This window comes from Vibrio sp. ER1A, assembly GCF_000733315.1.
Classification (GTDB): Bacteria; Pseudomonadota; Gammaproteobacteria; order Enterobacterales; family Vibrionaceae; genus Vibrio; species Vibrio mediterranei.
Window position 1 is genome coordinate 314,773 of record NZ_JPJA01000086.1, and the last position, 24,791, is coordinate 339,563.

Genomic DNA, 24,791 nt, shown 5'->3' on the forward strand with positions numbered 1-24,791 from the left:
AATATTGATCATATGTATCAGTATGGGATACTTATTTATCGTTTCAATTAAAGCTAAAAAAACCAAAAAAAGAATGAACTCGTAGTTAATTTAAGGTCTTAGATATTGCCCTGTCTAGGCTGAGCTAGTTGGGGGAACTAATGGGATTTTTCAAAGGTTGGGTTTTTGTTTGTGGTTTGTTGCTTTTTGCTACGCTTAATGTAACGTGTACCAATAACGTGTAATTGATTTCTTAGACCTATTATTGTCTTGGTTTTTATAAATTTTTTTGTTGGGTGGTTGTTATGAAAACTCATTTACGTGCGCTAACTTTAGCAACGGTAATCGGTGTTGCTCTATCAGGATGCAGTCCTGAACCAGAACAAAAGGCAGAAGCGCCAGTTGTTCGTCCTGTTAAAACTATGGTCATTGGTTTAGAAAACCAAAGTATGATTCGTGAATTCCCTGCGCGTGTTCTCGCGTCGAATCGTGCTGATATGGCGTTCCGTGTCTCGGGTAAGGTCAACAGCATCCCAGTAAAAGAGGGTGATAACGTTAAGAAAGGCACGGTACTTGCGACATTAGATGACACTAATTTTAAACTCGCTGTGCGTGATACACGTGCGACTTTGCAGCGAACTCAAGCTGACTTTAAACGCGCTCAAGAACTGATCAAAGATAATTTTATCTCCAAAAAAGATTTCGAGCAGTTGCGCGCTAATTTGACACGTGCAAAAGCAGCATACGATAAAGCAAATACAGAACTTGGCTATACCAAACTTTTAGCGCCTTTTGATGGTTTTGTGGCACAGCGAGACATTCAAAATTTCGAAAATGTTGAAGCTAAACAGGTGGTGTTTACTTTCCAAAACCTAAATACCCTTGAATTGAAATTTAACGTTCCTGAAAAATTGGTAAGGCAAATTCGTGATGAGCAAGCTGAAGATCCTGTAGAGATTCCGGTCTTCGCTTATTTTGATGCAGCTCGAGAGAAACCATACCCAGTCACGGTGACGGAAGTGTCCTCTAAAGCTGATGCTGATACACAAACCTTTGAGGTGACGGTGACACTTGAGGCACCATCGGATCAAAATATCCTTCCAGGCATGACGGGCTATGTCACTGCAGATTTTTCTAAACTCCAAGAAACGAAAGGCTCAATCCAAGTGCCTGCAACTGCGGTAATTAGCGACAATGCACACAATGCCACAGTGTGGGTTGTTGGAGACGACAACACGGTTTCTCCAAAGCAGATCGAAGTCTCCACGATGTCTGGTGACAGAATCACGGTACTCTCTGGACTTGAAATGGGTGAACGCATTGTCACTGTAGGTGTTCCATTTTTGATTAAAGGTATGGAAGTGAGCCTAATGCCTGAAATCGATCAGGCGCAATAACTGTAACTCAGCAAGAAGAGATGTTTTATGAATTTAGGTGAGTATTCAGTAAAGAATAAGGTGAATAGCTGGCTTTTAGTCCTGCTAATGACCATTGGCGGTGTTTTGGCTTACTTTGAAATGGGCAAACTTGAGGACCCAGCATTCACAATCAAAGAAGCAAAAATCATTACTGCTTATCCAGGAGCTTCTCCTCAGGAGGTCTACGACGAGGTTACGTATCACATCGAAGATGCGGTACGTCTTCTTGGGCAAGTTAAACGGATCAAACGCTCAGTAACTCGTGAAGGTTTGTCGGATATTACGATTGAGTTTAAAGACGAATATACCTCAGCTGAAATGCCAGGTATATACGATGAACTTCGCCGTAAAATTGCCGACAATAAGCATAAATTGCCTCCTGGTGCAGGCGAGCCGCAAATTGTCGACGATTTTGCCGATGTTTATGGTGGGTTCCTAGCGCTTAATGGCGAAGGTTATACGTATCGTGAGTTAAAAGATGTTGCTGACAACCTTAAGAAGCAACTAGTACTTGTCCCCGGCGTACGTAAAGTTGCAATTGATGGTGACCAAAAAGAAGTCGTTTATGTTCAGATGTCTAGAGCCAAAATGGCGGAACTTGGCATTGATATGGCTACGATAGAGAACCTGTTAAGTTCTCAAAACTTGGTTTCCGATTCTGGTCGTTTCCGTGTTGGACCTGAGTTTATTCGAATTGAGCCGACAGGTAGCTTTAAACATGTAAGTGAAATTGAAGATCTACTTATCTCAAGTGACACCAAGAAGCTAATACGTTTAGGCGATATTGCCGAAGTAACGCGTGAATATGTCGAAGAGCCGTCGAAGCTCATCTACTTCAATGGAAAACCTTCGTTAACAGTTGGTATTTCAATGCTTCCTGGTAAAAACGTTGTGGAAGTAGGCGGATTAATCGCAGATAAGATCGAAAGTCTAGAGAACCAAATCCCGCTTGGGATGAACCTAGATATCATCTACGATCAGCCATCTGAGGTTGATCAGTCAGTAGCTGGGTTTGTGACCAATACTGTCGAAGCGTTGATTATCGTAGTTGTTGTTCTGCTTGCCTTTATGGGGTTACGTGTCGGACTTATTATCGGCGCAGTATTGATGATCACAGTGGCAGGTACCTTGGCACTAATGCACATGTATGGTATCGAGCTACAACGTATCTCTCTAGGTGCGTTGATCATTGCTCTCGGGATGTTGGTAGATAATGCCATCGTTGTCGCCGAAGGAATGATGATACGGATCAAGCGCGGTGTTCCAGCGATGAAGGCCGCTGGAGAAGTCGTTGGTGCGAATGGCTGGGCGCTACTCGGTGGTACCGCTGTAGGTATTCTAGCGTTTGCAGCAATTGGTATGTCTCAGAGTAACACTGGTGAATTTACCCGTTCTCTGTTCTACGTAATCCTAATTTCTCTGTCTTTAAGCTGGGTTACGGCCGTATCGACGACACCACTGCTTTGTGCATTGTTGCTCAAAAAAGACGACAAGAAAGAAGGGGAAGAAGAGAAAGACCCATACGCAGGTGCTGGCTTTGTAATTTATAAGAGCGTTCTTCAGTTTGCGCTTAAGCAACGAGCACTGACCATTAGTGTGATTTTGGCAATGTTTGTTGCTTCGGTATGGGGATTTGGATTCGTTAAGAATGCGTTCTTCCCAAATGCAAACACGCCAATGTTCTTCGTAGATGTTTGGGAAGTTGAGGGTACCGATATTCGTCAAACTCGCGATGATACCCTGAAAATTGCCGACTTTATTCGTGAACAAGAAGGGGTTGAATGGACAGCGAGCTTCATTGGTGGCGGTGCATCACGTTTCTCGTTGGTATATACACCACAAGACTCTACCAAAGCGTACGGTCAGATCATTGTTCGTACTGAGACACGTGAACAGATCGCACCGTTACAAAAGAAAATCGATACTTTCATGACAGAAAATATCGACAATATCGAGCCTAAGATCAAAGGGCTACGTATCGGCCCTGGACGTGACTCGAAAATCGAAGCTCGATTTGCTGGTCCGGATCCAGAAGTTTTGCGTGATTTAGCTTCTCAAGCTGAAGCGATCATGCATGCTGACCCTGAGACGAAGGAAGTTCGTAACGACTGGCGTCAACCGGTTAAGTTGATTAAACCAATCTTTAATGAACAGGTGGCTCGACAACTCGGGATCACTCGTACTGAGCTTACTGCTTCGTTAAAGGCAGCGAGTGAAGGCTCTCAAGTTGGTATTTATCGTGATGGCGTGAGGCTACTACCAATTTACTTCCGTTCCGATGCGAGTGAGCGACAAAACGTTGCTCAATTGATGGATGCGCAAGTATACAGCCCTGTTCTGCAAAGAACAGTGCCAATTGCACAAGTTGTCGTTGGCTTTGAAACGGTATGGGAAGATGCAATGATTCGTGGACGCGATCGTTTGACGACCATTATTGCTTCTGCGAACCCTACGGGTGAACTGGCAGCACCACTGTTTGAACGCTTAAAGCCACAGATAGAGGCTATCGAACTGCCACCAGGTTATTCGATGGACTGGGGTGGTGAGTACGAAGATTCAGCTGAAGCGCAAGGAGCCTTGTTCAGTGCTATTCCGGTTTCATTCATCATGATGATTATCGTGGTTGTGTTGCTGTTTGGTAAAGTACGTCAGCCACTGATCATCTGGATTACTGTACCACTGGCAATCATTGGTATTACAGCTGGTCTTCTGCTGCTTGATGGGGCCTTTGACTTTATGGCGTTGCTGGGTGCGTTGAGTTTAATCGGTCTATTGATTAAGAATGCGATAGTGTTATTGGAAGAAATCGATATGCAAGCGGAAGAAAAACCGCTTTATGATGCGATTATTGATTCTTCGATCTCTCGTATGCGACCAGTAATGCTTGCGGCATGTACAACGATATTAGGTATGATCCCACTACTGGGAGACGTATTCTTCGTTAACATGTCTATTACGGTCATGTTCGGATTAGGATTTGCGACCATTTTAACCTTGGTCTTCATCCCAGTAATGTACGCGATTTTGTTCAAAGCTAAGAATCCAGCTTAAATCACATTGAAATGATCAAGAAGGTCAGACATATCGTCTGACCTTTTTTGTTTTCCGGTTATCTAATCTAAGCCAAACCAATGGTTTACTTACCTGTCTTAGCGACTAAAAACTCAGAGAAGGCTTTCCAAGACTTTTTGTCGGCGTCTTCACGGTAGTTTTTAGAACCAAACACAGTAAAGGCATGTGGTGCACCACTGTAGGTGATCATCTCGTGCTCTACACCGTTCTTTTCTAATTCCACCGCAAGTTGCGCAAATTGAGACATGGGGATTGCAGTATCAGCAGTGCCGTGAAGCACTAGGATCGGTGCTTTAGTTTGTGCGTAGTTTTGTCCATCGGGCGTTGTTAGGCCACCATGGAAGCTTACGAAGCCTCGCGCATTCATACCTGCTCGCGCGGATTCTAATACAGCAGCACCACCGAAGCAGTATCCCATGACCACGGTATCATCTAAGTTTCCACCAAGTTTGCCGGCTTCTTGTAATCCAGCATTCATCAGAGCTTGAAGCTTGGCTCTGTCTTTATAGAGCTCACCTGTGTGCTGCTTCTTGTCTTCAACTTTTGTTGGACGAACGTCTTGCCCGAATAAATCCACTGCGAATACGTTATAGCCCATTTCATTGAGCATTTCTGCTCGGTCTTCTTCGTATTCAGTGAGACCGTCCCAGTCATGAACTAACAACACTAGTGGCGCTGTATTATTCACTTTGGCCCAGTAGCCTTCATAAGGCTGCCCATCTACCTCATAGATAACATGTTCACCCGCTACAGAGTAACTACTGACTAACGCTGTACCAAGAAGCATTCCAATGAGTCTCTTATTCATTATTGTTTCCTCTTTACTGGCTTTATTGTCCTCGCACTACAAAGCTTAGTACGTACATTCCAGATAGAGGTGTAACCAATTGAATTTTTTATTGCGTGAAAGGCGAGGTTTTGATTTGAACGTAAAAAAGGGAAGCAGTTGCTTCCCTTGGATATTCGATTATTGGACTATGCACTCATCGGTACTAATACCATGGTGCCTATGATTACGGTAATCAGGCCAGCAAGCACAGGAACCGAGGTACGCTTCACAACCTCAAATGGAGAAATATTACCCATACCTGATGTGGCGACGATAACACCAGAAACTGGTGAAATTGTACGACCTAGGTTTGAGGCTTGTAGCATTGGGATGATTAGGAATGCTGGATTTAATCCCATTTTTGCCGCTAGAGAAGGTGCCAGCTCAACGAATGCATAGAATGGCGCATTACCTGAACCTGTTGCAATCGCCGCGGCTACAGTCAGACCGGTGAGGATTAACATTAGTGCGACACCGCCCGCACCCGCTTTGTCTGCAAGGTGAAGAAGATTGTCGATAGCGCCAATCGACATTAAGCCTTGTGCAAATACACCAGCAGCAACCAAGAGCATAACAACGCCTTTAAAGGCATCGGCCATACCTTGATAACAAGATTCTAAGTCTTCTAATGTTTTTTGGCCGTTGAAGCGTTTAGTAATAAAGTCGATGAGGGCACCTAGGAAGATAGAGCCTACAACGATAGTGTAGATATCAAGTGTAAGACCTGGAATCGTACGGCCATTGAAAAGGAAAACACCGATGATCGGTAAGAAAGGCAGAATGCAATAGAATGCGGGAGCGTCTACCTTCATTTCTGACACATCAACGCGCTCCATTGGCGTATTTTCTTTTTTATCTAGATATTTGTTCCAAAAAAATGCGGCAGCAGCCATAACAATAATGGCACAGATTGAAACAGGTAAGACGGTTTGTACCGCGAATACATCAAGCGCAAGACCAGACTTTTCTGCGGCAATCACAACATCACCGGAAGTTGGAGACAGAATGATGGCTGCTGGTGAGGCACACACTGCTACCGCTGCTGGGCGAGAGATACCCATGGCCGTCATCATAGGGAACAAGGTTGCCATTAGTAGCACACCAAGGCCCGTTGCCGAACTAACCGCTAGAGACATCAAACAAGCCACAATATAAGCGGCAACAAGTAGAATGTAAGGAGATTTAATGAAAGAGAGGGGTTTTGAAAACTGTTTTACTACGACGTTGTTTGCGCCAATGTGAGTCATATAAGAGGCAAAACCACAAAGTAGCATGATTTGCATACCCAGACCGCCGCCTCGATATTGCAGCATGTACTTCACGTATTCGAGTGAATCAGTAACGATGTTACCCGTAGAGGTGATTTTTGCCGGTAGTACGGTATGGCCCAAAATCCCTGTTAATAGCAGTAGTGCAATACCTGCAGTCAGTAGTACGCCAGCCGGTCGGTAGCCTTTTACAATGAAGTAGCCGACGGCGATCGTCACGACTAGACCAATTAATAGTTCTAACATAATTCTCCCTTGAAACTGTTAAATATCTAAAGTATCTATTTCAAAATATGTCAGAAACTGTACAAAATATTACACTGTGGCACGACAACTACATGCCGATGTAATGATCTAAGACAAACAATTAATTCAATTGAAAATAGTGGGTAATTTATCTGTTTTTTATTTGTTCACTAGCTGTTAATTTCAGATTAAATCACTACCACAAAAGTATTACTTGGCTCACAGTGAAGAATAGTTATCCAATTGAGAAAGGAATTTGCTGTGTGAATGATTTTGCCAAATACATTAGGTGTTGCTGGTGTTTCTCATAGTTTATAGCCAAATTGATGTGACTAAGTTTTGCTATTGCCACTAACTAACAATGGGAGATTAATTCTTGGTTTTTATTGCAATTCTAGCCATGCACGACAGAATAATGTCATCACTTGCTTGAGAACTTCATCATGTATCATTCATCTATTAATCTTCTTGATGTTCGCGCTTTTGTGCTGGTCGCTAACTTAGGTAACTTTACAAAGGCGGCTGAAGCACTCAACGTGTCGAGGTCCCATGTTTCGAGGCAGATTCAATCGCTAGAAAAGCAAATGGGAGTGAGTCTACTTATTCGAACCACTCGAACAATGAAGTTAACGGAAGCAGGTAAAGCATTTTTAAGCTCTTGTGATGGTGCATTGCAGTCGATTGATCAAGCGGTACATGCTGCAATTGACGATGTGGAAGAAGTCCGTGGAAGTATTAAGATCAATTGTGTAGGTGGTTATATAGGTGAGGAGCTTGTTGCAAACTACTTATCTCAGTTTTTATTGAAATATCCAGAGGTCAATATAGAGCTTGATTTCTCGAGCCATCGAGTTGACTTACTCGAAGAAGAGTTTGATTTAGCCATACGTATGGGGGTATTACCCGATTCTAATTATATCGCTAGACATCTCACAAACATTGAAATGCAAACGCTAGCCAGTCCTGACTACCTTGCTAGATACCCTAAACTAACTCACCCTAAAGAGCTAAAGCAGCATAAATGCATTACAGGCTCAGTAACCAAGTGGCGCTTTGTAAATAACATCAATCAAGAAGTCTTCGAAACTTCCATTAACGGCGACCTGAAATGCAAGAACGGGCGTGTGCTAATTAATGCGGCAAAGTCTGGGTTAGGGCTAATTCGAGTCCCGACCCTTTATTGCGAAGACGAATTGGCGGCAGGGGTTCTAAAACCTGTATTTGATGATTGGGGTATTGAGTTGGTACCACTTTCGCTAATTTATCATAGGGATAGATATCAACCTCGTAAGATTAAGGAGTGTGTACGTCATTTAATGGCGTGCTTCAGTTCTTAATGTTTGTAATCTGGTTTTAGTCTCGTTATCTTGTTCAATAGAGTGCATAGTCTCATAGGCGTAGTTGAAGAGAAGGGCTAATTGTGCAGTTAGTTGATAAAATAAACGCAACTTTGATCAGAGATATAGGATCAAACGATGAGTTTGACTTTGAAGACCTCAGTGGCAAACTTGCTGAGGTAACTGAAGTTATTGGCTTTGAACATTATCTCTTTGCTGTTTCGGTGCCGGTGACAGTAATGAGAGCTGAAAATGTCGTGTTGACTAACCAGCCTTTAGCTTGGCGGCAATTCTATGAAGATAATGAAGTCATGTACTTCGATCAAGTCGTACTTCATTGTCGGAATAGCATGCTTCCTCTCCAATGGCGATCTCTTCTCGCCAATGATATTCCAGATGATAAAAATGTGATCAAATTGGCGTCTGACTTTGGTTTGGGAGATGGTATTACGATCCCGCTTCGCGCCAACCATGGGTGCTTGGGGCTTATCAGTTTTTCTAATAGGAAAGGAACTCGGAAGATAGACCACGAATCAACGATCCTATCAACTTACGTGGGGAGTCTGGTTGCTGATTACATTAACGATATCAGAAACCATGTATGTGAAAAGCAGTTCGGACAAGTTAAATCGAGCCTCACACTTAGAGAGCAAATATGTTTAGCTTGGGTAGCGGAAGGAAAAAGTTCGTGGGAAGTGGCCCAGATTATTGGTTGCTCTGAGCGCACTGTAAATTTTCATATTCAGAATGCGAGTGAAAAGCTCAATGCATTCTCTCGCACTCAAGCGGTCTCTAAGGCCTTGCTAACTGGCTCTATCGAGCCTATGTTGGTTTATGGAAGCGTTGGTAAACCAATTTCGTAACGCTTCATTAATAGGGACACGTAAAGCGACACTTTTCGTATGCTCTAACATTCTAATCTTTCCATCCCCTATGCGTTGATTCGGGATACCGACGTGGCGCATTATCCTTTCTATTCCTGTGGTTGTTGGCGTAATAAATGTAGTGAAGCCCTGCTCAAAACCATATTGCACAACCAAATAGAAAAGTAGTTCAGTAAAGTTAATGTGAGATGCTTGTTTGGATACCTCGCGATCGACTGCAAACCTTGAAAGCTCGATAACATTATGGTCGTCAAAAGATTCTCCCTGAAGTAATTCTGGAAAAGTGTGCTTTAACATGTAAGGTGTATCGGCATGTATAAGCCTCCAACACGCGACGACCTTGTCCTGGTATTCAATAACAATGAATTTGGCATCCGGTCGATCATATTCATCAATGTCTAGTTGATTTTCAGTATTCAAAGACCAACGAAGTCTACGCACAAAAACATCATATCTTAGCGTGTGCATTTCGTATTTCTGCTTCTCGGTCAATTCATCATATTTTCGGATATAGACAATAGGTTCCATGGGGTTTCCTCCTATACAGTTTCATGCATAGGTTAGCGCCACGCTTTGGAGAGGATAACTGACAGTTTAGTCAGCTTGAATTATTGCAATTACGGAAAAGTCAACCTGTCAGTTTCTGCAGTATCTTATTTTCGATACAAGCGTATAACAGTCTTAAGACCCTGTGAACCTGACTAACAACGTCCGAACGATAGATTCAGAACAGAATATAGAATTACACCATGGCTAGGTGACTTTTGGGTTTACAGGGTCTTTCTTTTTTCGTCAGTATTTCCCCACGTCTATCTCTTAATTTGTCTTTGCTTTCCACGACTTGATCTATTTGTATTGATAATACTTACTGCATCACTGATAATTGCATGCCATTCATATTCTAACGATGTGTTGCGAAACCTAGATGCAAAAGCTGACGAAGAAATACACTCTACTCTTGTTTAAATCAGCGCTTGTATCTTCTTTGATTTACGGCTTCGCTGTGTTCCAATCCCTTGATAAGTTGGTAAAAAACGAAGTAGCGCAGTTTCATCTAGTCACTAAATCCATACAAGATTACAAATCCACCTTGTATATACTGGGTGTTCTTTTTGAGGCACAAATTGCGGCCAATAAAGATGAAGAAGTCGGCTACCCAATTTTCGACAAAGGGCGAGTCTACTTGCTCAATCCAGGAGAGCCACTGACTCATAATGAACGGGTTGTTAGCATGACGGCACAGCGTATGTTTAATAGCATGCCCGAATTAGCATTAGGCCAAGAATATCTTTTGTATTATCGCTCCTATGAAGGGATGAAAATACTAGCTAGTCATGCTTTTGGTCTTACCAACACGAATGTGAACGAAGTCTTTTCTAAAAAAATATGTTTGGAGTCGTTTAAGTGTTCAAAGTATGCGTCTCAAGAAGATTTGGATAACCGAATTGTTGTTTCCGACATCTATAGAGATAACGTAACCAGCAAAACCGTTATCACCATCTCAAGCCCTGTCTATGACGAATTTGGAATGACCGGAGATGTTAATGCTGATGTTTATCTCAATAAGTTTCCATTTCTCTATAACAAACAGTATTTTAGTACGAGAAGTGAAATAGGGCGGGAAATCATTATTGAAGACACTCGTTACCCTTTCCATCAATCAGCGCACGCGGAACGAACTCAAGTCGACGATAGGCTTAGCATTGTCTATAAAATACCCTACAGCAAAATTGTCGTAGATTCTCTTTGGATCTACTTTTCTATGGTGGCACTGTTTTTCTATGTCGTCATTCGGCTAGATGAGCTCAAGGTCAAAAGAGAAAAGTTAAAACTGGCAGAACTGGCAATAAAGCTAGATGAACTGACAGGGCTTTATAACCGTGCAATTCTTAGAGACAGTGGCATTAAGTATGCGATTGAAAAGAAGGGTTTGGCTGTCATTGTCATAGATGGCGATAAGTTAAAGCTAATTAACGATAACTACGGGCACCATGTTGGGGATGAGGCTATTGTGTATATTGCACAATGCATGCGTCAGTGTTTTCGTGAGAGTGACTATCTTATACGTAGTGGCGGTGATGAGTTTCTAGTCTTATTACCTGGGTGTGGACTGCAAACTGCCGAGCGTTTGGCCAATACATTGAGTCGAACTATACGCTCGAAAACGTTTGGGGAAAATAATTTGACGCTTGATATCAGTTTTGGTGTCACGGTGTTACAAGAAAAAGAGTCTCTCTCGTCAGCCATTAAGCGAGCAGATGCTTTACTGTATCAGGTCAAGCGAAACAAAGCTTAACCCTACATTATAAATAAATTAGGCAGAAGAATGCATAAAGAGCATGACTACAACTTATTGAAAGTATTAGTTTTAATATATCAATATCGCAGTTTGACCACTGTGGCTGCTGTGTTAGGTAAAACGGAAAGTGCGATCAGTAAGCATCTGTCTAAATTGAGAGAACAATTGGGTGATCCGCTGTTTGTAAGGTCGTCCAATGGGCTAGAACCTACACATTATTTAGAAAGAATAATCCCTGGTATCGAAACAGGTTTACGTTCGGTCGAACAGGCTTTGAAGCGAGGGGAAGCGTTTGACGAGAAAAACTATGAAAAACCAATCGTTGTTGCGTTAGACAATTTATCGATCGAGTGCTTTGGAACAGAGTTGCTCGTTGCACTTAAGTCTGTATTTTGTCGTTCGAGGGTTGAACTTAGAACTTGGCGTTCAGATACTTACCAATCTATTGTTGACGGGAAAACAGACATAGGTATTCAGTTCTTTAATGAAGATTGCTCCAAAGCTATCTATCAAGCCAGTCTAATTAATGTCGAAATAGGGGCGGTTGTAGCGAGTAATAGTAATGTAGAAAGTTGGGAGCAGGTATTCGAAAATCCGTGTGTTTTCTTTGAAATTCGCGGATGGAACGAAACCAACCACAGGTTGATCAAACAGATGGCAAAATACGACTTATCGTTTGATTATCAGGTTAAATTGGATAATCTGAGTGTCGCCCTATCCATGATTCAGAGAGACAATTATTCGGTGGTGTTATCCAAGCATTTGATGCCGAGTAACGGGTTTAGATTTGTGCCATTTCCGGATTACATGCAGACATTTACGCCAGTTGTGACGTGTATGAAGCAAAGTAATCGACAAAATCCATTGCACCGAAAACTGCATGACATTATTAAAAGTATCGTAAATAAGAAAGGAGAGGAGTAGACCTCTCCTGCTCAAAATTAGCTAACTTGCTAGGGCGGGTTTCTTACTCTCAAGAACATCGTGTGAGTTGATCAATTCCACGATTGAGTTCGCTTCATACTTATCTAGAATACGAGACTTGTACGTACTGATTGTTTTCGCACTTAAGGACAAAAATTCTGAGATTTGTTTGTTGGTATAGCCTTTCTTAAGGTAGTTAAATACTACAGTTTCTCTTTGAGAGAGCACAATGTTACGGCTTCGCTCTTTATAGTCAGTCTTAAATAGGTTGTAACCACGCATCACACCACTAATCGCATCACGGATAAGCGGACTGTCTTCTGATTTACTAATGTAACCGTTGACGCCCAGTTTATACGCAGTTTCTGAGTATACTGGGTAACCGTAACTGGATACGAAGATTGCTTTACCATTGTATCCACAAGCGTAGGCTCTGCGCATGAACTCAAAACCGTCAGCTTCTGCGAGATTTACATCTAGGATGATAAGTTCGATATTACTGTTTTTTACTAGGTTTAAAGCCGTCTGAATATTACCGGTTTGATGGACTAGATCTAAATCATCGATGCTAGACACGATCTGAGCTAGTGCTTCCCTAACTAGCGGGTAGTTATCAATGATGAGGCAGTCTTTCGTGTTTGGATAGAGCATTCACTTTACCTTGCTATACAAATGATTGGCGAAACAGGATTGGGAAAAGAGCGCGATCACTTGTCGGTTACGTCTAAAATCTTAAGAATTATTTTTAGTGTCGAATTAACGATGCTCGGAAGTATAGAAAACAATGCACTGAAAGTGTGGAATGATGGAAATTCCATATAGGAATAATGTCAGAATATTGGAGTTATTTATTTAAAACAGTTAGTTACGAATGATGGATAAATAGAATTTATCGTTACGGCGTATAATTTGAGTTGACCTTGACTGATTATATCGAAGAGATAAGTTGTGAGAGAAGTATAGTAATTAGAAGGATTCTATATTTTATACCTATTTATCATAATGTTAGCTATCTCTCATTATGCGATATGACTAATGGTAATTAAATTACAATTAAATGTGATTTGCATCTTGTTTTTGCTTTGGTTAGGTATATAATTACGTAGAAAAGTAATTAAATTACAAAATGCCTATTGGAGAAAGAACATGGGTTATGAACTAGGTGCTGCTTACATTGGTCAAATCGCTGCAAAAAAAATGATTGACGAGATGCTATATGGCAAGCCACAACCTAAAAAAGTATCTTTCATCAAGCGAATGATGAAAAAGCTAGCTAAGTAACGGAATTCTTGCAAAAAGCCCGCGATTTAATCGCGGGCTTTTTGTTATTTTACAGCTCTAATTTTTGGTCAAGAAACGTTTTTCTCACCAAACTCTAGAACGTTATCAGGTTTGCTATCGAGATTACGCTTGCTAAGCCAACTTGCCAAATTGTCTGCACCGCCAATGTACTCATCTTCTAGCCAGATTTGTGGCACAGTTACTGGTGTTTTTAATCCTATGTGTGCCTTTACTTCGGGGATCATTCGATAAAGGGCAGCGCTATCTTTAACAACATCAGAGTATGTGTAAGGAATGCCAGCATCATCAAGCATTTGCTTAGCTTTGACGCAATAAGGGCAGGTTGCTTTACCATAGACAATGTTACCTGAAAGTGTATCGCGCTTTGTCCACTCTTGAATAACGGATTGAACCAATACACCTCTGTTCAGGGCTTCACCTTGACTGATTATCTTACCTTCAACCATCAAAATAGGGGCATGCCAAGCTCCGGATTTTAAGGGCTCCCACCAATGAGATAACCAATCTTTCACTTCTAACTCAATGGGGATACCATACAATTCGTTATTGAAAGTGTCATTGAGGATGTCTTTAGTCAACGTACATTCGCCGCATGGAATGTTGACCTTAAATGGTCCCCAACTACCTGCCCAACGATAAAGAGTGATTTTGATAGGTTCCGCCATAGTGTTAGCCTCTTAAATAATCCGTTTAATAATTAGAACTGCTAACTCAGGGTTTTATTTCACAGTCACTGCACTTTTTCGTTTTCTAGTTTCCCACTGAGTAATAAATGCCACCGACGCTATAATTATAGCTGCTCCTAACCATAGTCGGCCTGGGGGCGCCCAACCAAAAACAATCCAACCAGCAAGTACATTCATCGGTAACTTAGCGTGATCAAAAGGCTGTACAAATGACGCATCTGCCACCGAATATGCCTTTACAATAGCCCACTGTGCAAGCGCTGTTAGTGATCCCGCCACGATCAGGAAGCCCCATACGATGCCAGAAGAAGGGAGAGACCAATCAGGTAAAGCAAGGAAAAGGTTAAATGGCGTTATCAATAGTAGCAGGTAGACGACCATAGTTGATGGCGAATCATCGGAAGAGAGCTTTTTCACCATAAGCGAGTAACACGCCCAAAAAAACGCTGCGCCAACTGGAAGCAAGGATGCCCAACTGAAGTTATCAGACCAGGGTTCTAGGATTATCATGGCACCAACAAAACCACACAACGTTGCAAACCATCGCGCAGGACCGACATTTTCCTTTAATATTAAACCTGAACCTAAAGTTGCAAAAAGAGGCGACGTCATCAACAGCGCAATGCCCTGCCATATTGGAACAGGATAAGCCAGTGCCCACATCCATAGTTGTATACCGATTACCGAGAGAAAGACACGAAATAGGTGTGCTGGAAAATGAGAGGTTTGCAGCGACTGTCGAAAACCCAGTGTTCGCAGATAAGGGATGATAACTACAAAAGCGATGGCATATTGAATCAAAGCCACCATAGTAGAGGACATACCGTAGTTAATGCTGACGATTTGGGCAATGTTATTGACGAGAGCAAAGGAAGCGCCAGCTGCTAGCATCCATGCTGCGCCCTGAATAGGGTGGTGTTGTAAGCTCATAATTGACTTCTTTATTTTTTCTCAATGTTACTACGGATCTTATCAAGCGCCAAATAGGTTAACGGCGGATTTATTTCTGCTACAGATCAATTATTGGTTCGAATGTTCAAATGTTATTCGATGCTATATTGATTTTTTATGCCAATTAATGGATATTTATGCCAAATTTTATGCTTGGCTAATACATAATTATGAACACTCATACTAAAGAGCATGCGCATGTTGCTGATGGCACAAAAACATGGCAGATGCCAGATACTCTTATCTTAATTTTCATTGTCGGCATTCTTGCGACAATTTTGACTTACTTTATCCCTGCGGGACACTTCGACAGTCAGCAAGTTACCTATATGGTAGATGGTGCAGAGAAGTCACGTACCGTTATTGATCCTCATTCATTCCAATATGCGACTGATGAAAATGGTGATTTGGTCTATCAGTCAGTCGGGTTATTCGCATCGGGTGGCGGCATTGGTTTAATGAACTTTGCTTTTGAAGGACTAGTTTCTGGTTCCAAGTGGGGTTCTGCGATCGGCGTAATCATGTTTATGCTCGTGATTGGTGGTGCATTTGGAATTGTGATGCGTACTGGTACGATCGATAACGGTATTCTACGTTTGATTGATAAAACCAAAGGAAGTGAAGCTCTCTTTATCCCTGTTCTTTTTGCTTTGTTCTCTTTAGGTGGCGCGGTATTCGGTATGGGAGAAGAAGCCGTTGCCTTCGCCATTATTATTGCTCCGCTTATGGTACGTCTTGGCTATGATGGTATTACTACTGTAATGGTGACGTACGTAGCTACGCAGATTGGCTTTGCTACCTCATGGATGAACCCGTTTTCAGTGGCCGTTGCTCAAGGTATCGCTGGAATCCCGGTTCTCTCGGGTATGTCGATGAGAATTGCTATGTGGGTTGCATTTACCATCATAGGTATTGTGTTCACTATGGTGTATGCATCTCGGATTAAAGCAAATCCAGAATTATCATATAGTCACCGTACCGACATCTTTTTTAGAAAACAGACAGACACCGTGCAAGAGTCACGCTGGAATCTTGGTGATACTCTCATTCTGACCACTGTTGTGGCAACAACCGTCTGGGTTGTATGGGGGGTGGTAGCACATGCATGGTATATCCCAGAAATTGCTTCTCAGTTCTTCACCATGGGTTTTGTTGCGGGACTGATTGGTGTGGTATTCCGCTTGAATGGTATGACCCTTAACGATATGGCGGACGCTTTTAAAGAAGGTGCAGGTATTATGTTAGCACCAGCTTTGCTAGTAGGCTGTGCCAAGGGCGTACTATTAATTCTTGGCGGCGGTACCACGGACGAATCTAGTGTATTGAATTCGATCCTTAATGGCGCTGGTGGAATGATTAGCGGCCTGCCTGATGTGGCTGCTGCTTGGTTAATGTATGTGTTCCAATCCATCTTTAACTTCTTTGTGACCTCTGGTTCGGGTCAGGCAGCGTTGACTATGCCACTGTTAGCGCCGTTGGCTGATATTGCAGGTGTCACTCGTCAAGTTGCCGTACTTGCTTTCCAATTGGGTGATGGTTTTACCAATGTTATTGTTCCTACCTCTGCATCTTTGATGGCAACCTTAGGGGTCTGCCGCATTGATTGGGGTGATTGGGCAAGGTTCTGCTGGCGCTTTATTCTGCTGCTATTTGTTTTAGCAAGCTTTGTGGTCGTTGGAGCACACTTAATGGGATTTGCTTAGGCTTAAGCATTGATTTAGTGTAGTGATTAAGCGGGCATTAGCCCGCTTTTTATTATCAGAAAGAGAAACGAAACACGTGATTGAGTCAGAAAATTTTCCTACCATCAGCTCATTAGATGTTGAAGCCCTATCAGCCGGCCTTCATCACTTTTGGTTTAAAGCCTCAACCAATGCTATGGGGATTGAGGTACGACTCCCTGTGGTTGTCGCTAAAGCAGAAAAACCTGGGCCCAAAGTTGTTATCACTGCTGGTGTGCATGGCGATGAGTTAAACGGTGTTTTGACCGCTCATGAACTGATTAGACGTCTACCTGAAGTATTAAGCGCTGGCTCGGTAATGATTGTCCCATCGATCAATGTGTCAGGCATTTTAAACCACAGTCGAGATTTTCACTCATCTGACCCTGATTCATCTCCAGCCAATCTTAATCGATTTTTCCCCGGTAATCCGAATGGTGATACAGCCAATCGCTATCTTGATACAATTTGGACACAGTTATTAAAGCCAAATGGAGAAATCGCTATCGATCTGCATACGCAAACGCGTGGTGCTACTTATCCACTGTATGTGTTTGCAGATTTTAGGTTAGAGCAAGCATTGGAGATGGCTCGACTCATGGAGCCAGATGTTATTCTCAACGATCCAGGTGATCACGGTGTGTTGGAAACCGTCTGGAATAATTCGGGTGTTCCTTGCATAACGGTAGAAGTTGGAATGGGAAAAGTGACTCAACCTGAACTTATCGAGAGAGCGGTGTGCGGTATCAAGCAAATACTTGTTAACCAAGGAATGATTGAAGGGGAATCACCAAACGTTACCCCGTGTGACATCGAAGGGACAGAAATCATCAGCGTTCGTGCTAATAAGGGTGGGTTTGTTTTACCACAAGTAACCCTTTTGGAAAGCGTGGAAAAGGGACAACTTTTGGCAGTGCAATATGATAGTTTTGGTCGTATGACCGACAGTTACTATGCACCTAATGATGGTACTGTCATTAGCTACAACGTTGATAGTTTGAGAGAGGCGGGGGCTCTTGTTGTTCGCTTAATCCGATAAAGTAAAAAAACGCCTCCCTCTATTAGGGAGGCAAAAATAGTGACCACTTGTTCAGTCTCTTCTGCCTAGATAGCATAGCTAAGAATCACCTTCTCCCTCTTAGAAAAACAACTCCGCCATGCTGAGACTGGCAAGTGCAAATGCTGCTAACATTTGTCTCTACTACTAAAGCAGTAGTTGTGCCAATTTTCCTAAATTTCTAATTGTTTGTTTTACTTATGGATTATATTTCTTGATGAAAGGAGGGTGTGGACATGATGGCAGGATATGGTGCAGTTGCACGAAAATAGGGAAGGCTAAGCCAAGATGACCTAGCCTTCTTATCTATACGCTATGCTAGAAGTCGTAACGTAGACCTAGACGCAGTGAGTCATCCGCATCTTTCGATAGCGCGCTGCTATCCGCTTTCAGCATATTAAACTTGTAACTCAGATACGAGTGTATTGAGTTATTGAAATAGTACTTACCTGTTAACTCGACATAATCGTTTTTGTTTGTGGTTGTGCCGCTATCTTTTACTTCTTGCTTCGCATAAACTGCTTGAGCTAAAAAGCCTTGTTGGAACTTATATTGGCCAGCTATTTCCCAACCTTTAAAATCTTCATTTAGATTATCATTTATGTCACCTTGAGTATAAGTACCAGCCACGTATAAAGGACCTGTCGTAAAACTTAGACCACCAGTGAACTGATTGCTTTTTCCCTCAGTGCCAGAAACACAATTGTCGGTGTTGCCCGGTACTCTTGTTCCACACACATCACCGCCAGCGTAACCCAAACCTATACCTAAGCCCATTGGCAGTGTGTAGATACCTGAAATGCCGTAACTGTTATCTTGCTCTTTTGAGCTAGCTACCACGTTTGCTTTCAAAGAAAGTGCATCGTCAGCAAACATACCTGCATATAAGATGTTGTTATTGATTTGCTCATTACCCGCGTTAATAAATTCTTTCTGCGCACCGGTGTAAGTTGCAATGTCAGACATCTGAGATAGCTGGACTAAAGCCGTATCTTGGCGACCAAATGACACAGCCCCAAAATTAGTAGAAAGGCCAGCATACATATAACGTTGTTTAAATGATGTGTTAGAGTCGTTGCTACCTGATGAATTTACGGTTTGCTCAGCTTCATAAAAACCGAAACCAGATAGGTCATTGGTGATTTGAGTGTTACCACCTACGTTGACACGAAAACGAGAGTTATTATCCATAGAGCCTTTGAGTTCTTCGCCTGATGATTTACCAATAAAATCACCACGGAACTCCGCACGTCCACCAATATTCAATGAAGTGCCGTCTGAACTGTAAACCTCTGCTGCAAGTGCTGAACCAGAGACTAGTGCTGTTGTAATCGCCGTAGCGATGGCTGCCATTTTCATAATTCTATCCTTTGATTATTATTAACCACTGCAATGTTTCCACTGCTAGACCATTTGATGCCTTATGACATAAGTGGCCTAATGGAAGGATAGAACGCCTTTTCTAGCTTTCCTTTCTAAACTCTAATTAGTTCCCCTCTATTTGTTATTTTGTGATCTATCGCCCATTAGTAGCGTGCTTCATTGGCAGTTTTATAACTCACAACAAAGTAATTTGGCGGGCGTTACTCAAAAAAAGGGCGATTGTTGACAAAAATGATGTGTTTTGAAGACTTAAATCGACTAATTAAACTGAAATAACAAAATGTAACTTGTTGAATTTTACGTGCTTCTCTGTCTGATAAATGAGCGGAAAGTGTTTAAAAATGTGAATTCAATCACTCAAAAACAACAAAAAAACTCAATCACTCTCATCTAAATAGAGGCTTTAGATCGTTTTATGTTTTTATCACTTGTCTTAAATTATTGTTTTTTAAGGTTAAAGTTAAATAGAAAACACTGTTTTTAATCTTTTACGTCTTTTTATGAAGCCTTTGGGAACTTTAGGGTTAGAGTGGCTCTCGTCATGTTAATCCAGCGTTACATCAAGTCGGGTTACATGCATGGGTGTTATGTCTGTGTACGTAACAGCTTTATGTGCGTTATGTCATTCATTTAAATGACACATAAAACTTGAAATATGGAAATCCCAATGAACAAAAAAATTATTGCATTAGCAGTTTCTGCTGCAGCTTTCGGTACTACTGCTCAAGCAGTTGAGCTATACAACCAAGACGGTTCTACTTTCTCTGTAGGTGGTCACGTTTCTGTTGGCGTTCAAGATTCTGAGAAAGACGCTGCTGGTGTAAACTCTGTATCTCCACGTATCAACTTCGAAGCAACTCAAGATCTAGGCAACGGCTTTACTGCTGATGCTAAAGGTGAGTGGGCTCTAAACATGCTTGACGGCGGTGACAACTCTTTCACTACTCGTCTAGGTTATATCGGTGTTAGCCACGCTGAACTAGGTCGCGTAGCGGTTGGTACTCAGTGGGCTCCATACTACACTGCGGGCGGCGTAGCTGACCTTCCAATCGCTTTTGCGAATGACTTCCTATACGACAACCACGGTGCACTAGGTACTGGTCGTGCAGACGCTATGCTTGCTTACACTAACGCATTTGACTTCGGTAATGCTGGTGCATTCAACTTCGGTCTAGGTTGGCAGGGTGCTAACGACATCGATAACACAGTTAACGGTTCTGGTTCAACGTACAACTTGGGTCAACGTGCACAAGTTCAACTTGGTTACGATGTAGCTGGCTTCGGCATCAACTACGCTTACACTGGTGGTGATATCACTTCAGCAACTGGCGCTAGCTACCTAGATGATAAAGCAACGTCTAACCTAGTATCTGCTAAATATGGTACGTACGGCAAAGGTCTATATGTAGCTGGTGTTTATGCAATGAATGATTACATGAACAGCGCTAAAGGCGTCCAATTAGATGACACTAAAGCATACGAAGCGATTCTTGCTTACGGTCTATCTAACAGCCTAAACCTATCTGTTAACTACGAATCAGTTAAGTACGATGGCGATAAAGCTCTAGCTTCTGGTTACCAAGGCGAAACTATCTACGCAACTACAGCAATCCAAGCTGAGTACGACGTAACTTCTCGCATGCGTGCATACGCTGGTTATGAGTTCGACCTACAAGGTACTGGCGAATTCAAAGAAGACCGCGACAACATGTGGATGGCTGGTGTTCGTTTCTTCCTATAATGGAAAGCTAGCTACCTAATTCTAAAAACCCGCTCCTAGAGCGGGTTTTTTTGTTAAATATATACTCAGTTAATTTGATTTTTGTGTATTATTTAGTACAAAAATGCTTTTGTGGTAAAAATATCTTACAAAATCTATTGGATTGTCTAAATTCCTAACTAACTTTCAGTTAGTTCATTGTTTTTAAATAATAAATTTAGCAATTACTTTGTGCTCTAAAACTTCACTTCATTTCACATCACTTCTGGGAACTCTCTCTTTAAAGTATCTCCATATTACAAGTTTCAAGTTTTTAACGCATTGGTCATCGGTGCTACGCACAGCACCTATGAGCAATACGGCATTAACACCCAAGTACTTATGTTCTGTAACGCGAATAAAAGTACCTAACTGTCATATATGGAAATCATAATGAACAAAACACTACTTGCTCTTGCAGTAACCGCAGCAGCTATTGGCACTCAAGCTAACGCACTAGAAATCTACAACAAAGAAGGCACGCAAATGTCTATCGGTGGTCATGCGACTATCGGTTTAACTGGTGCTCATGCTGGGAGAGATGCACGAGTTGAGGAAAAATCACCACGTATTAACATTGAAGTCATTCAAGATATTGGTCATGGCTTTAAGGCAGATTTCAAAGCTGAGTGGGCGATGAATATGCTTGAAGGTGGTAAGAACACGTTTAAAACTCGTTTGGGTTATATCGGCCTTAGCCACGAGACATATGGCCGCATCGCAGCAGGTACTCAATGGTCCCCTTACTACATGGCTGCTGGTGTTGTTGATACTCCCATCGGCTGGTCTAATGATTTCCTATACGACAACCAGGGTTTGTTTGGTACCGCGCGTGCTGATAAGTTAGCGGCGTACTACAATACTATTGACTTTGATGAAGCGGGTGCTCTAACAATCGGTGCTGGCTGGCAAGGTGCTAACTCGGTCGATGAAACAATTGGTTATAAGCAAGATGGCAAAACGGTAGCGGGTGCTGGCGACCAAGTTTATTCAACTAAAACTCAAACTTGGCTAAGTTCACAAAACCGTGGTCAAGTTGCTATTGGCTATACGATCTCAGGTTTCAACGTCAACTACGCATTCAACAGCGGCAATGTTGTTGAGCGCAATGTAGCTAAGCTTGCTGAGTCTGACTTGGTTTCAGCTAAGTATGGTAATTTCGGCGCGGGTTTATATGTTGCAGCTACATTCGCTGACAACAAAAATATGAACTCATTCGACAGCAAACTAATTGCGAAAACCCAAGCTGTAGACTCGATTCTTGCTTACGGATTTGACATGGGGTTGAACTTAATACTGAAGCATGAAGAAATGCAAGACACAGAAAATAATGTGCGTGTTAAATCGGGAACTTCTGTTCAAGCAGAATATACAATTAACCCACGCGTTCGAGCATATACAGGTTATAACTTCGACAACCAAGGCGAGACTGGTGCGAATGTTGATTACCGCAAAGCGAAAGACAACCAATTCATTATCGGTACTCGTTTCTACTTATAATGTCTTGAAAACCTAAAACGACGAAAGCGCCCCTTCAATAGGGGCGCTTTATTGGATCTATTAGGTATTGCACATTACAGTTGAGCGAGTACTGACCCTGCTTGGGGTTGTTGAACCTTCGCTTTCCCAATCAATTTCAATACCGTCTTATCATCCCATATGTCGTCTTTGTCGCTGCCAATTATCGCACTGTTCATCTTGGTTATTTCGTTCCTCAAAAGTGCATCATCTTCTTCTGACAATGAGATTGTTCCTTTCCATGACCGATATGCTGTTTGTGTTGCTATTGGATCTCGGTTTTTAATCGCAGCGATTAAGTTTTCTTTAATCGATGCATTGTTTATTGAACTCATTGGTGAGTTGTCACTAAGGTGGTTCTGATTGGCTTTACTAGTGCGGTACCACATGGCACTAGATAAAACCCAGAGTGCCGCGAATAATCCGGCGATATAAGGCCAACTACCTGAGTCTTTAACGATTGTTGTTGTGCCAGGTAAGCTTGATGTTGGACTTGAGACTGGCGATACGGCGTTAATCACTTCGTTCGCTGTTACCGAAACGTTCAACCCTTCCTGTTCAGTTTGGGCTGGCTTTTTATTCACTGAATCCCACCAATTAATCTTTACAGCAGGAAGAGTAAAGTCGCCACCATGTTGAGCTATGAGAACTTGTTTAGTGATCATGGTGACGCTGCCATCATCGTTACTTTTGAACGATGGCTTTTCTGAATAGACCCGAAACGCATCGGGGTTACTGACCGATATATTAGGAAACTGAGCTGACGTTAGTCCTGTTGCCGTTAGAGTAATGGTTCGTGTTAGGGAGTCGCCGCTAGCAATTGAAACTGACTTCGACGCTACGTTTTTGCCATCATCTAACTTCCAGGTTTGAGACAGAGAAAGTTTTGAAGTCGGTAACCAACTATCGTTATAGCCTTCCGGTATAGGGTCAACTTTTAAGTCAACCGTAGGTGAGCTGGTATCCAAAGTGAGGATTTTCGTAGTTCCACTTCTGTTGTTCCCGTAGAGAACACCACCCGTGAGTGTTGGTGCTTTAATGGCGAAATTGCCACTCTCGATAGCGGTGACTCTGTATGACTGATCAATAATCATAACTTCCATACCATCAAGCACAGCTTGATACTGTTTAGGCTCGCCCATTGCCTCAATATCTAACCCTGTCGCTTGTGGTGAGGTTAAGTTAGGGTTTTGCAGTAAACGGGGATCGACCTTAACAATGATTCTTGTATCTAGTAATGCACTTTCCTTGGGATAAAGTTCTGACTTACTTAATTGAGTACGAACTTCAACCATGTCTTTGGTCGTAGGTGTTTGCTCATCGATGGTAACGTTCAATGTAATAGGGGAGGTGGCAACACCATTAACATCAAAACTAGGGATGGTCAGTTTGCCAATTCTTTGGGGGGCGATCGCCACCGTCCAAATACTGCTGTCTGTGCGCGTGCCATTCAAGATATTGACTGAAGAGCTGAAATTCGGTCGGCCAAGATAGAAGTCTTTTGAAAGCGAACTAAAGTCCACCTTATTTCCGTCTAGTTTTTGGTCTGCGACGATTTTTAACTGAATGACCTCATCTTTGCTGACTTTGGTCTTGTTTACGCTTGCTGTTACGTTTAATGCCCATGATGAAAAGCTGATAGCAGAACTAATAATAGCGAGTAGCACTAAGGTGATAGATTTTATGTTCTTCATTGTGATTACCAATCTTTCCCTGTTGAGGTAGGGACTTCTTTATTCTTCGATTGCAACAACATTTGTGCACGCAGCAAATAACTTGGGTCGCGCACGCTTTCAATTTGCTCAAGTTTTCTAAGATCGGGGTCGACGTTTTGTTGTGTTGTCTCTTTGGCTAGCTGAGGTTGCTGTTGCTCTTCAGGATCTTGTGACTGTTGATCACGGGAATTCGCGCTAGCAGTTTTCTCGGTTGATGCCGGAGTTGTATTGTCTTTCTCTTGAGGCTGCTTTGCCTGCTGATTCCGAGATTCTTTATTATTATCGGAATACTCTGGTTGCGCTTTATTCTTTGTGCGCTCTGAGTCTGGTTTTGCGTTTTCACCAGATGAGTTCTCTTTATCGTTTGAATTAGCGTTAGACTGCGATTGTTGTTGACTTGTATTTGCCCCGTTGTCACCATTTTGTTGCTGTTGCTGTTGCTG

At 42.3% G+C, this 24,791-nt stretch carries 19 protein-coding genes and 1 pseudogene; 11 read left to right on the plus strand and 9 right to left on the minus strand.

Going from position 1 to position 24,791, the window contains the following annotated elements; translation table 11 throughout:
• Positions 1-284: 284 nt before the first annotated feature.
• Both HW45_RS08960 and HW45_RS08965 read left to right on the plus strand, forming a co-directional pair.
• Complete coding sequence (locus HW45_RS08960; RefSeq protein WP_081875782.1) at positions 285-1,376, plus strand: efflux RND transporter periplasmic adaptor subunit; 1,092 nt, start codon at positions 285-287, stop codon at positions 1,374-1,376.
• A gap of 27 nt (positions 1,377-1,403) precedes the next feature.
• Positions 1,404-4,448: an efflux RND transporter permease subunit gene (locus HW45_RS08965; RefSeq protein WP_038226455.1), complete on the plus strand. Its 3,045-nt coding sequence runs from the start codon at positions 1,404-1,406 to the stop codon at positions 4,446-4,448.
• An 85-nt stretch (positions 4,449-4,533) separates the two neighbouring features.
• Here the strand turns inward: HW45_RS08965 and HW45_RS08970 are convergent, their stop codons facing one another.
• Positions 4,534-5,277 carry a dienelactone hydrolase family protein gene (locus tag HW45_RS08970; RefSeq protein WP_051867940.1) on the minus strand — a complete coding sequence of 248 codons (744 nt, stop codon included), beginning with the start codon at positions 5,275-5,277 and terminating at the stop codon, positions 4,534-4,536.
• Between the two features lie 167 nt (positions 5,278-5,444).
• Positions 5,445-6,812, minus strand: a complete 1,368-nt coding sequence (dcuC, locus tag HW45_RS08975) for an anaerobic C4-dicarboxylate transporter DcuC (RefSeq protein ID WP_038226457.1) — start codon at positions 6,810-6,812, stop codon at positions 5,445-5,447.
• A 443-nt stretch (positions 6,813-7,255) separates the two neighbouring features.
• On the opposite strand from dcuC, the gene HW45_RS08980 reads away from it, so the two are divergent.
• The gene (locus tag HW45_RS08980) at positions 7,256-8,149 is read left to right on the plus strand and encodes a LysR family transcriptional regulator (RefSeq protein ID WP_038226459.1); all 894 of its coding nucleotides are present in this window, start codon (positions 7,256-7,258) and stop codon (positions 8,147-8,149) included.
• A gap of 83 nt (positions 8,150-8,232) precedes the next feature.
• Positions 8,233-9,012 carry a helix-turn-helix transcriptional regulator gene (locus HW45_RS08985; RefSeq protein ID WP_006069068.1) on the plus strand — a complete coding sequence of 260 codons (780 nt, stop codon included), beginning with the start codon at positions 8,233-8,235 and terminating at the stop codon, positions 9,010-9,012.
• Here HW45_RS08985 and HW45_RS08990 read toward each other — a convergent pair.
• Positions 8,953-9,561 (minus strand): acyl-homoserine-lactone synthase, encoded by a 609-nt coding sequence (locus tag HW45_RS08990; RefSeq protein WP_051867942.1) that lies wholly within the window; start codon positions 9,559-9,561, stop codon positions 8,953-8,955. The genes HW45_RS08985 and HW45_RS08990 overlap by 60 nt on opposite strands.
• Before the next feature lie 397 nt (positions 9,562-9,958).
• On the opposite strand from HW45_RS08990, the gene HW45_RS08995 reads away from it, so the two are divergent.
• Both HW45_RS08995 and HW45_RS09000 read left to right on the plus strand, forming a co-directional pair.
• Positions 9,959-11,329: a sensor domain-containing diguanylate cyclase gene (locus HW45_RS08995; RefSeq protein ID WP_038226461.1), complete on the plus strand. Its 1,371-nt coding sequence runs from the start codon at positions 9,959-9,961 to the stop codon at positions 11,327-11,329.
• 30 nt (positions 11,330-11,359) lie between these two features.
• On the plus strand, positions 11,360-12,256 hold the full coding sequence (locus HW45_RS09000) for a LysR family transcriptional regulator (RefSeq protein ID WP_038226462.1): 897 nt from the start codon (positions 11,360-11,362) through the stop codon (positions 12,254-12,256).
• Between the two features lie 21 nt (positions 12,257-12,277).
• Here the strand turns inward: HW45_RS09000 and HW45_RS09005 are convergent, their stop codons facing one another.
• Positions 12,278-12,907 carry a response regulator transcription factor gene (locus tag HW45_RS09005; protein WP_006069064.1) on the minus strand — a complete coding sequence of 210 codons (630 nt, stop codon included), beginning with the start codon at positions 12,905-12,907 and terminating at the stop codon, positions 12,278-12,280.
• 495 nt (positions 12,908-13,402) lie between these two features.
• Here HW45_RS09005 and HW45_RS30180 point away from each other — a divergent pair, with 495 nt between their 5' ends.
• Positions 13,403-13,537 (plus strand): hypothetical protein, encoded by a 135-nt coding sequence (locus HW45_RS30180; RefSeq protein WP_006069063.1) that lies wholly within the window; start codon positions 13,403-13,405, stop codon positions 13,535-13,537.
• Between the two features lie 68 nt (positions 13,538-13,605).
• Here the strand turns inward: HW45_RS30180 and HW45_RS09010 are convergent, their stop codons facing one another.
• Positions 13,606-14,223 (minus strand): glutaredoxin domain-containing protein, encoded by a 618-nt coding sequence (locus HW45_RS09010; RefSeq protein ID WP_038226465.1) that lies wholly within the window; start codon positions 14,221-14,223, stop codon positions 13,606-13,608.
• Between the two features lie 54 nt (positions 14,224-14,277).
• Positions 14,278-15,174 (minus strand): DMT family transporter, encoded by an 897-nt coding sequence (locus HW45_RS09015; protein ID WP_038226467.1) that lies wholly within the window; start codon positions 15,172-15,174, stop codon positions 14,278-14,280.
• 248 nt (positions 15,175-15,422) lie between these two features.
• Between HW45_RS09015 and yfcC the strand changes: the two genes are divergently transcribed.
• Both yfcC and HW45_RS09025 read left to right on the plus strand, forming a co-directional pair.
• The gene (gene yfcC, locus HW45_RS09020; RefSeq protein ID WP_235225481.1) at positions 15,423-16,898 is read left to right on the plus strand and encodes a putative basic amino acid antiporter YfcC; all 1,476 of its coding nucleotides are present in this window, start codon (positions 15,423-15,425) and stop codon (positions 16,896-16,898) included.
• Between the two features lie 76 nt (positions 16,899-16,974).
• Positions 16,975-17,955 (plus strand): succinylglutamate desuccinylase/aspartoacylase family protein, encoded by a 981-nt coding sequence (locus tag HW45_RS09025; RefSeq protein ID WP_038226475.1) that lies wholly within the window; start codon positions 16,975-16,977, stop codon positions 17,953-17,955.
• Positions 17,956-18,291: 336 nt separating this feature from the next.
• Here HW45_RS09025 and HW45_RS09030 read toward each other — a convergent pair whose 3' ends face one another.
• Positions 18,292-19,332, minus strand: coding sequence for a porin (locus tag HW45_RS09030; RefSeq protein WP_038226477.1), 1,041 nt, complete (start codon positions 19,330-19,332; stop codon positions 18,292-18,294).
• A 691-nt stretch (positions 19,333-20,023) separates the two neighbouring features.
• On the opposite strand from HW45_RS09030, the gene HW45_RS09035 reads away from it, so the two are divergent.
• Both HW45_RS09035 and HW45_RS09040 read left to right on the plus strand, forming a co-directional pair.
• Positions 20,024-21,097, plus strand: a complete 1,074-nt coding sequence (locus tag HW45_RS09035; protein WP_038226479.1) for a porin — start codon at positions 20,024-20,026, stop codon at positions 21,095-21,097.
• A 411-nt stretch (positions 21,098-21,508) separates the two neighbouring features.
• On the plus strand, positions 21,509-22,615 hold the full coding sequence (locus HW45_RS09040) for a porin (protein ID WP_038226481.1): 1,107 nt from the start codon (positions 21,509-21,511) through the stop codon (positions 22,613-22,615).
• A gap of 74 nt (positions 22,616-22,689) precedes the next feature.
• On the opposite strand, the gene HW45_RS09045 is transcribed toward HW45_RS09040, so the two are convergent.
• Complete coding sequence (locus tag HW45_RS09045; RefSeq protein WP_051867944.1) at positions 22,690-24,327, minus strand: BatD family protein; 1,638 nt, start codon at positions 24,325-24,327, stop codon at positions 22,690-22,692.
• 5 nt (positions 24,328-24,332) lie between these two features.
• Positions 24,333-24,791, minus strand: a pseudogene (locus HW45_RS29960) (vWA domain-containing protein); the annotation flags it as partial.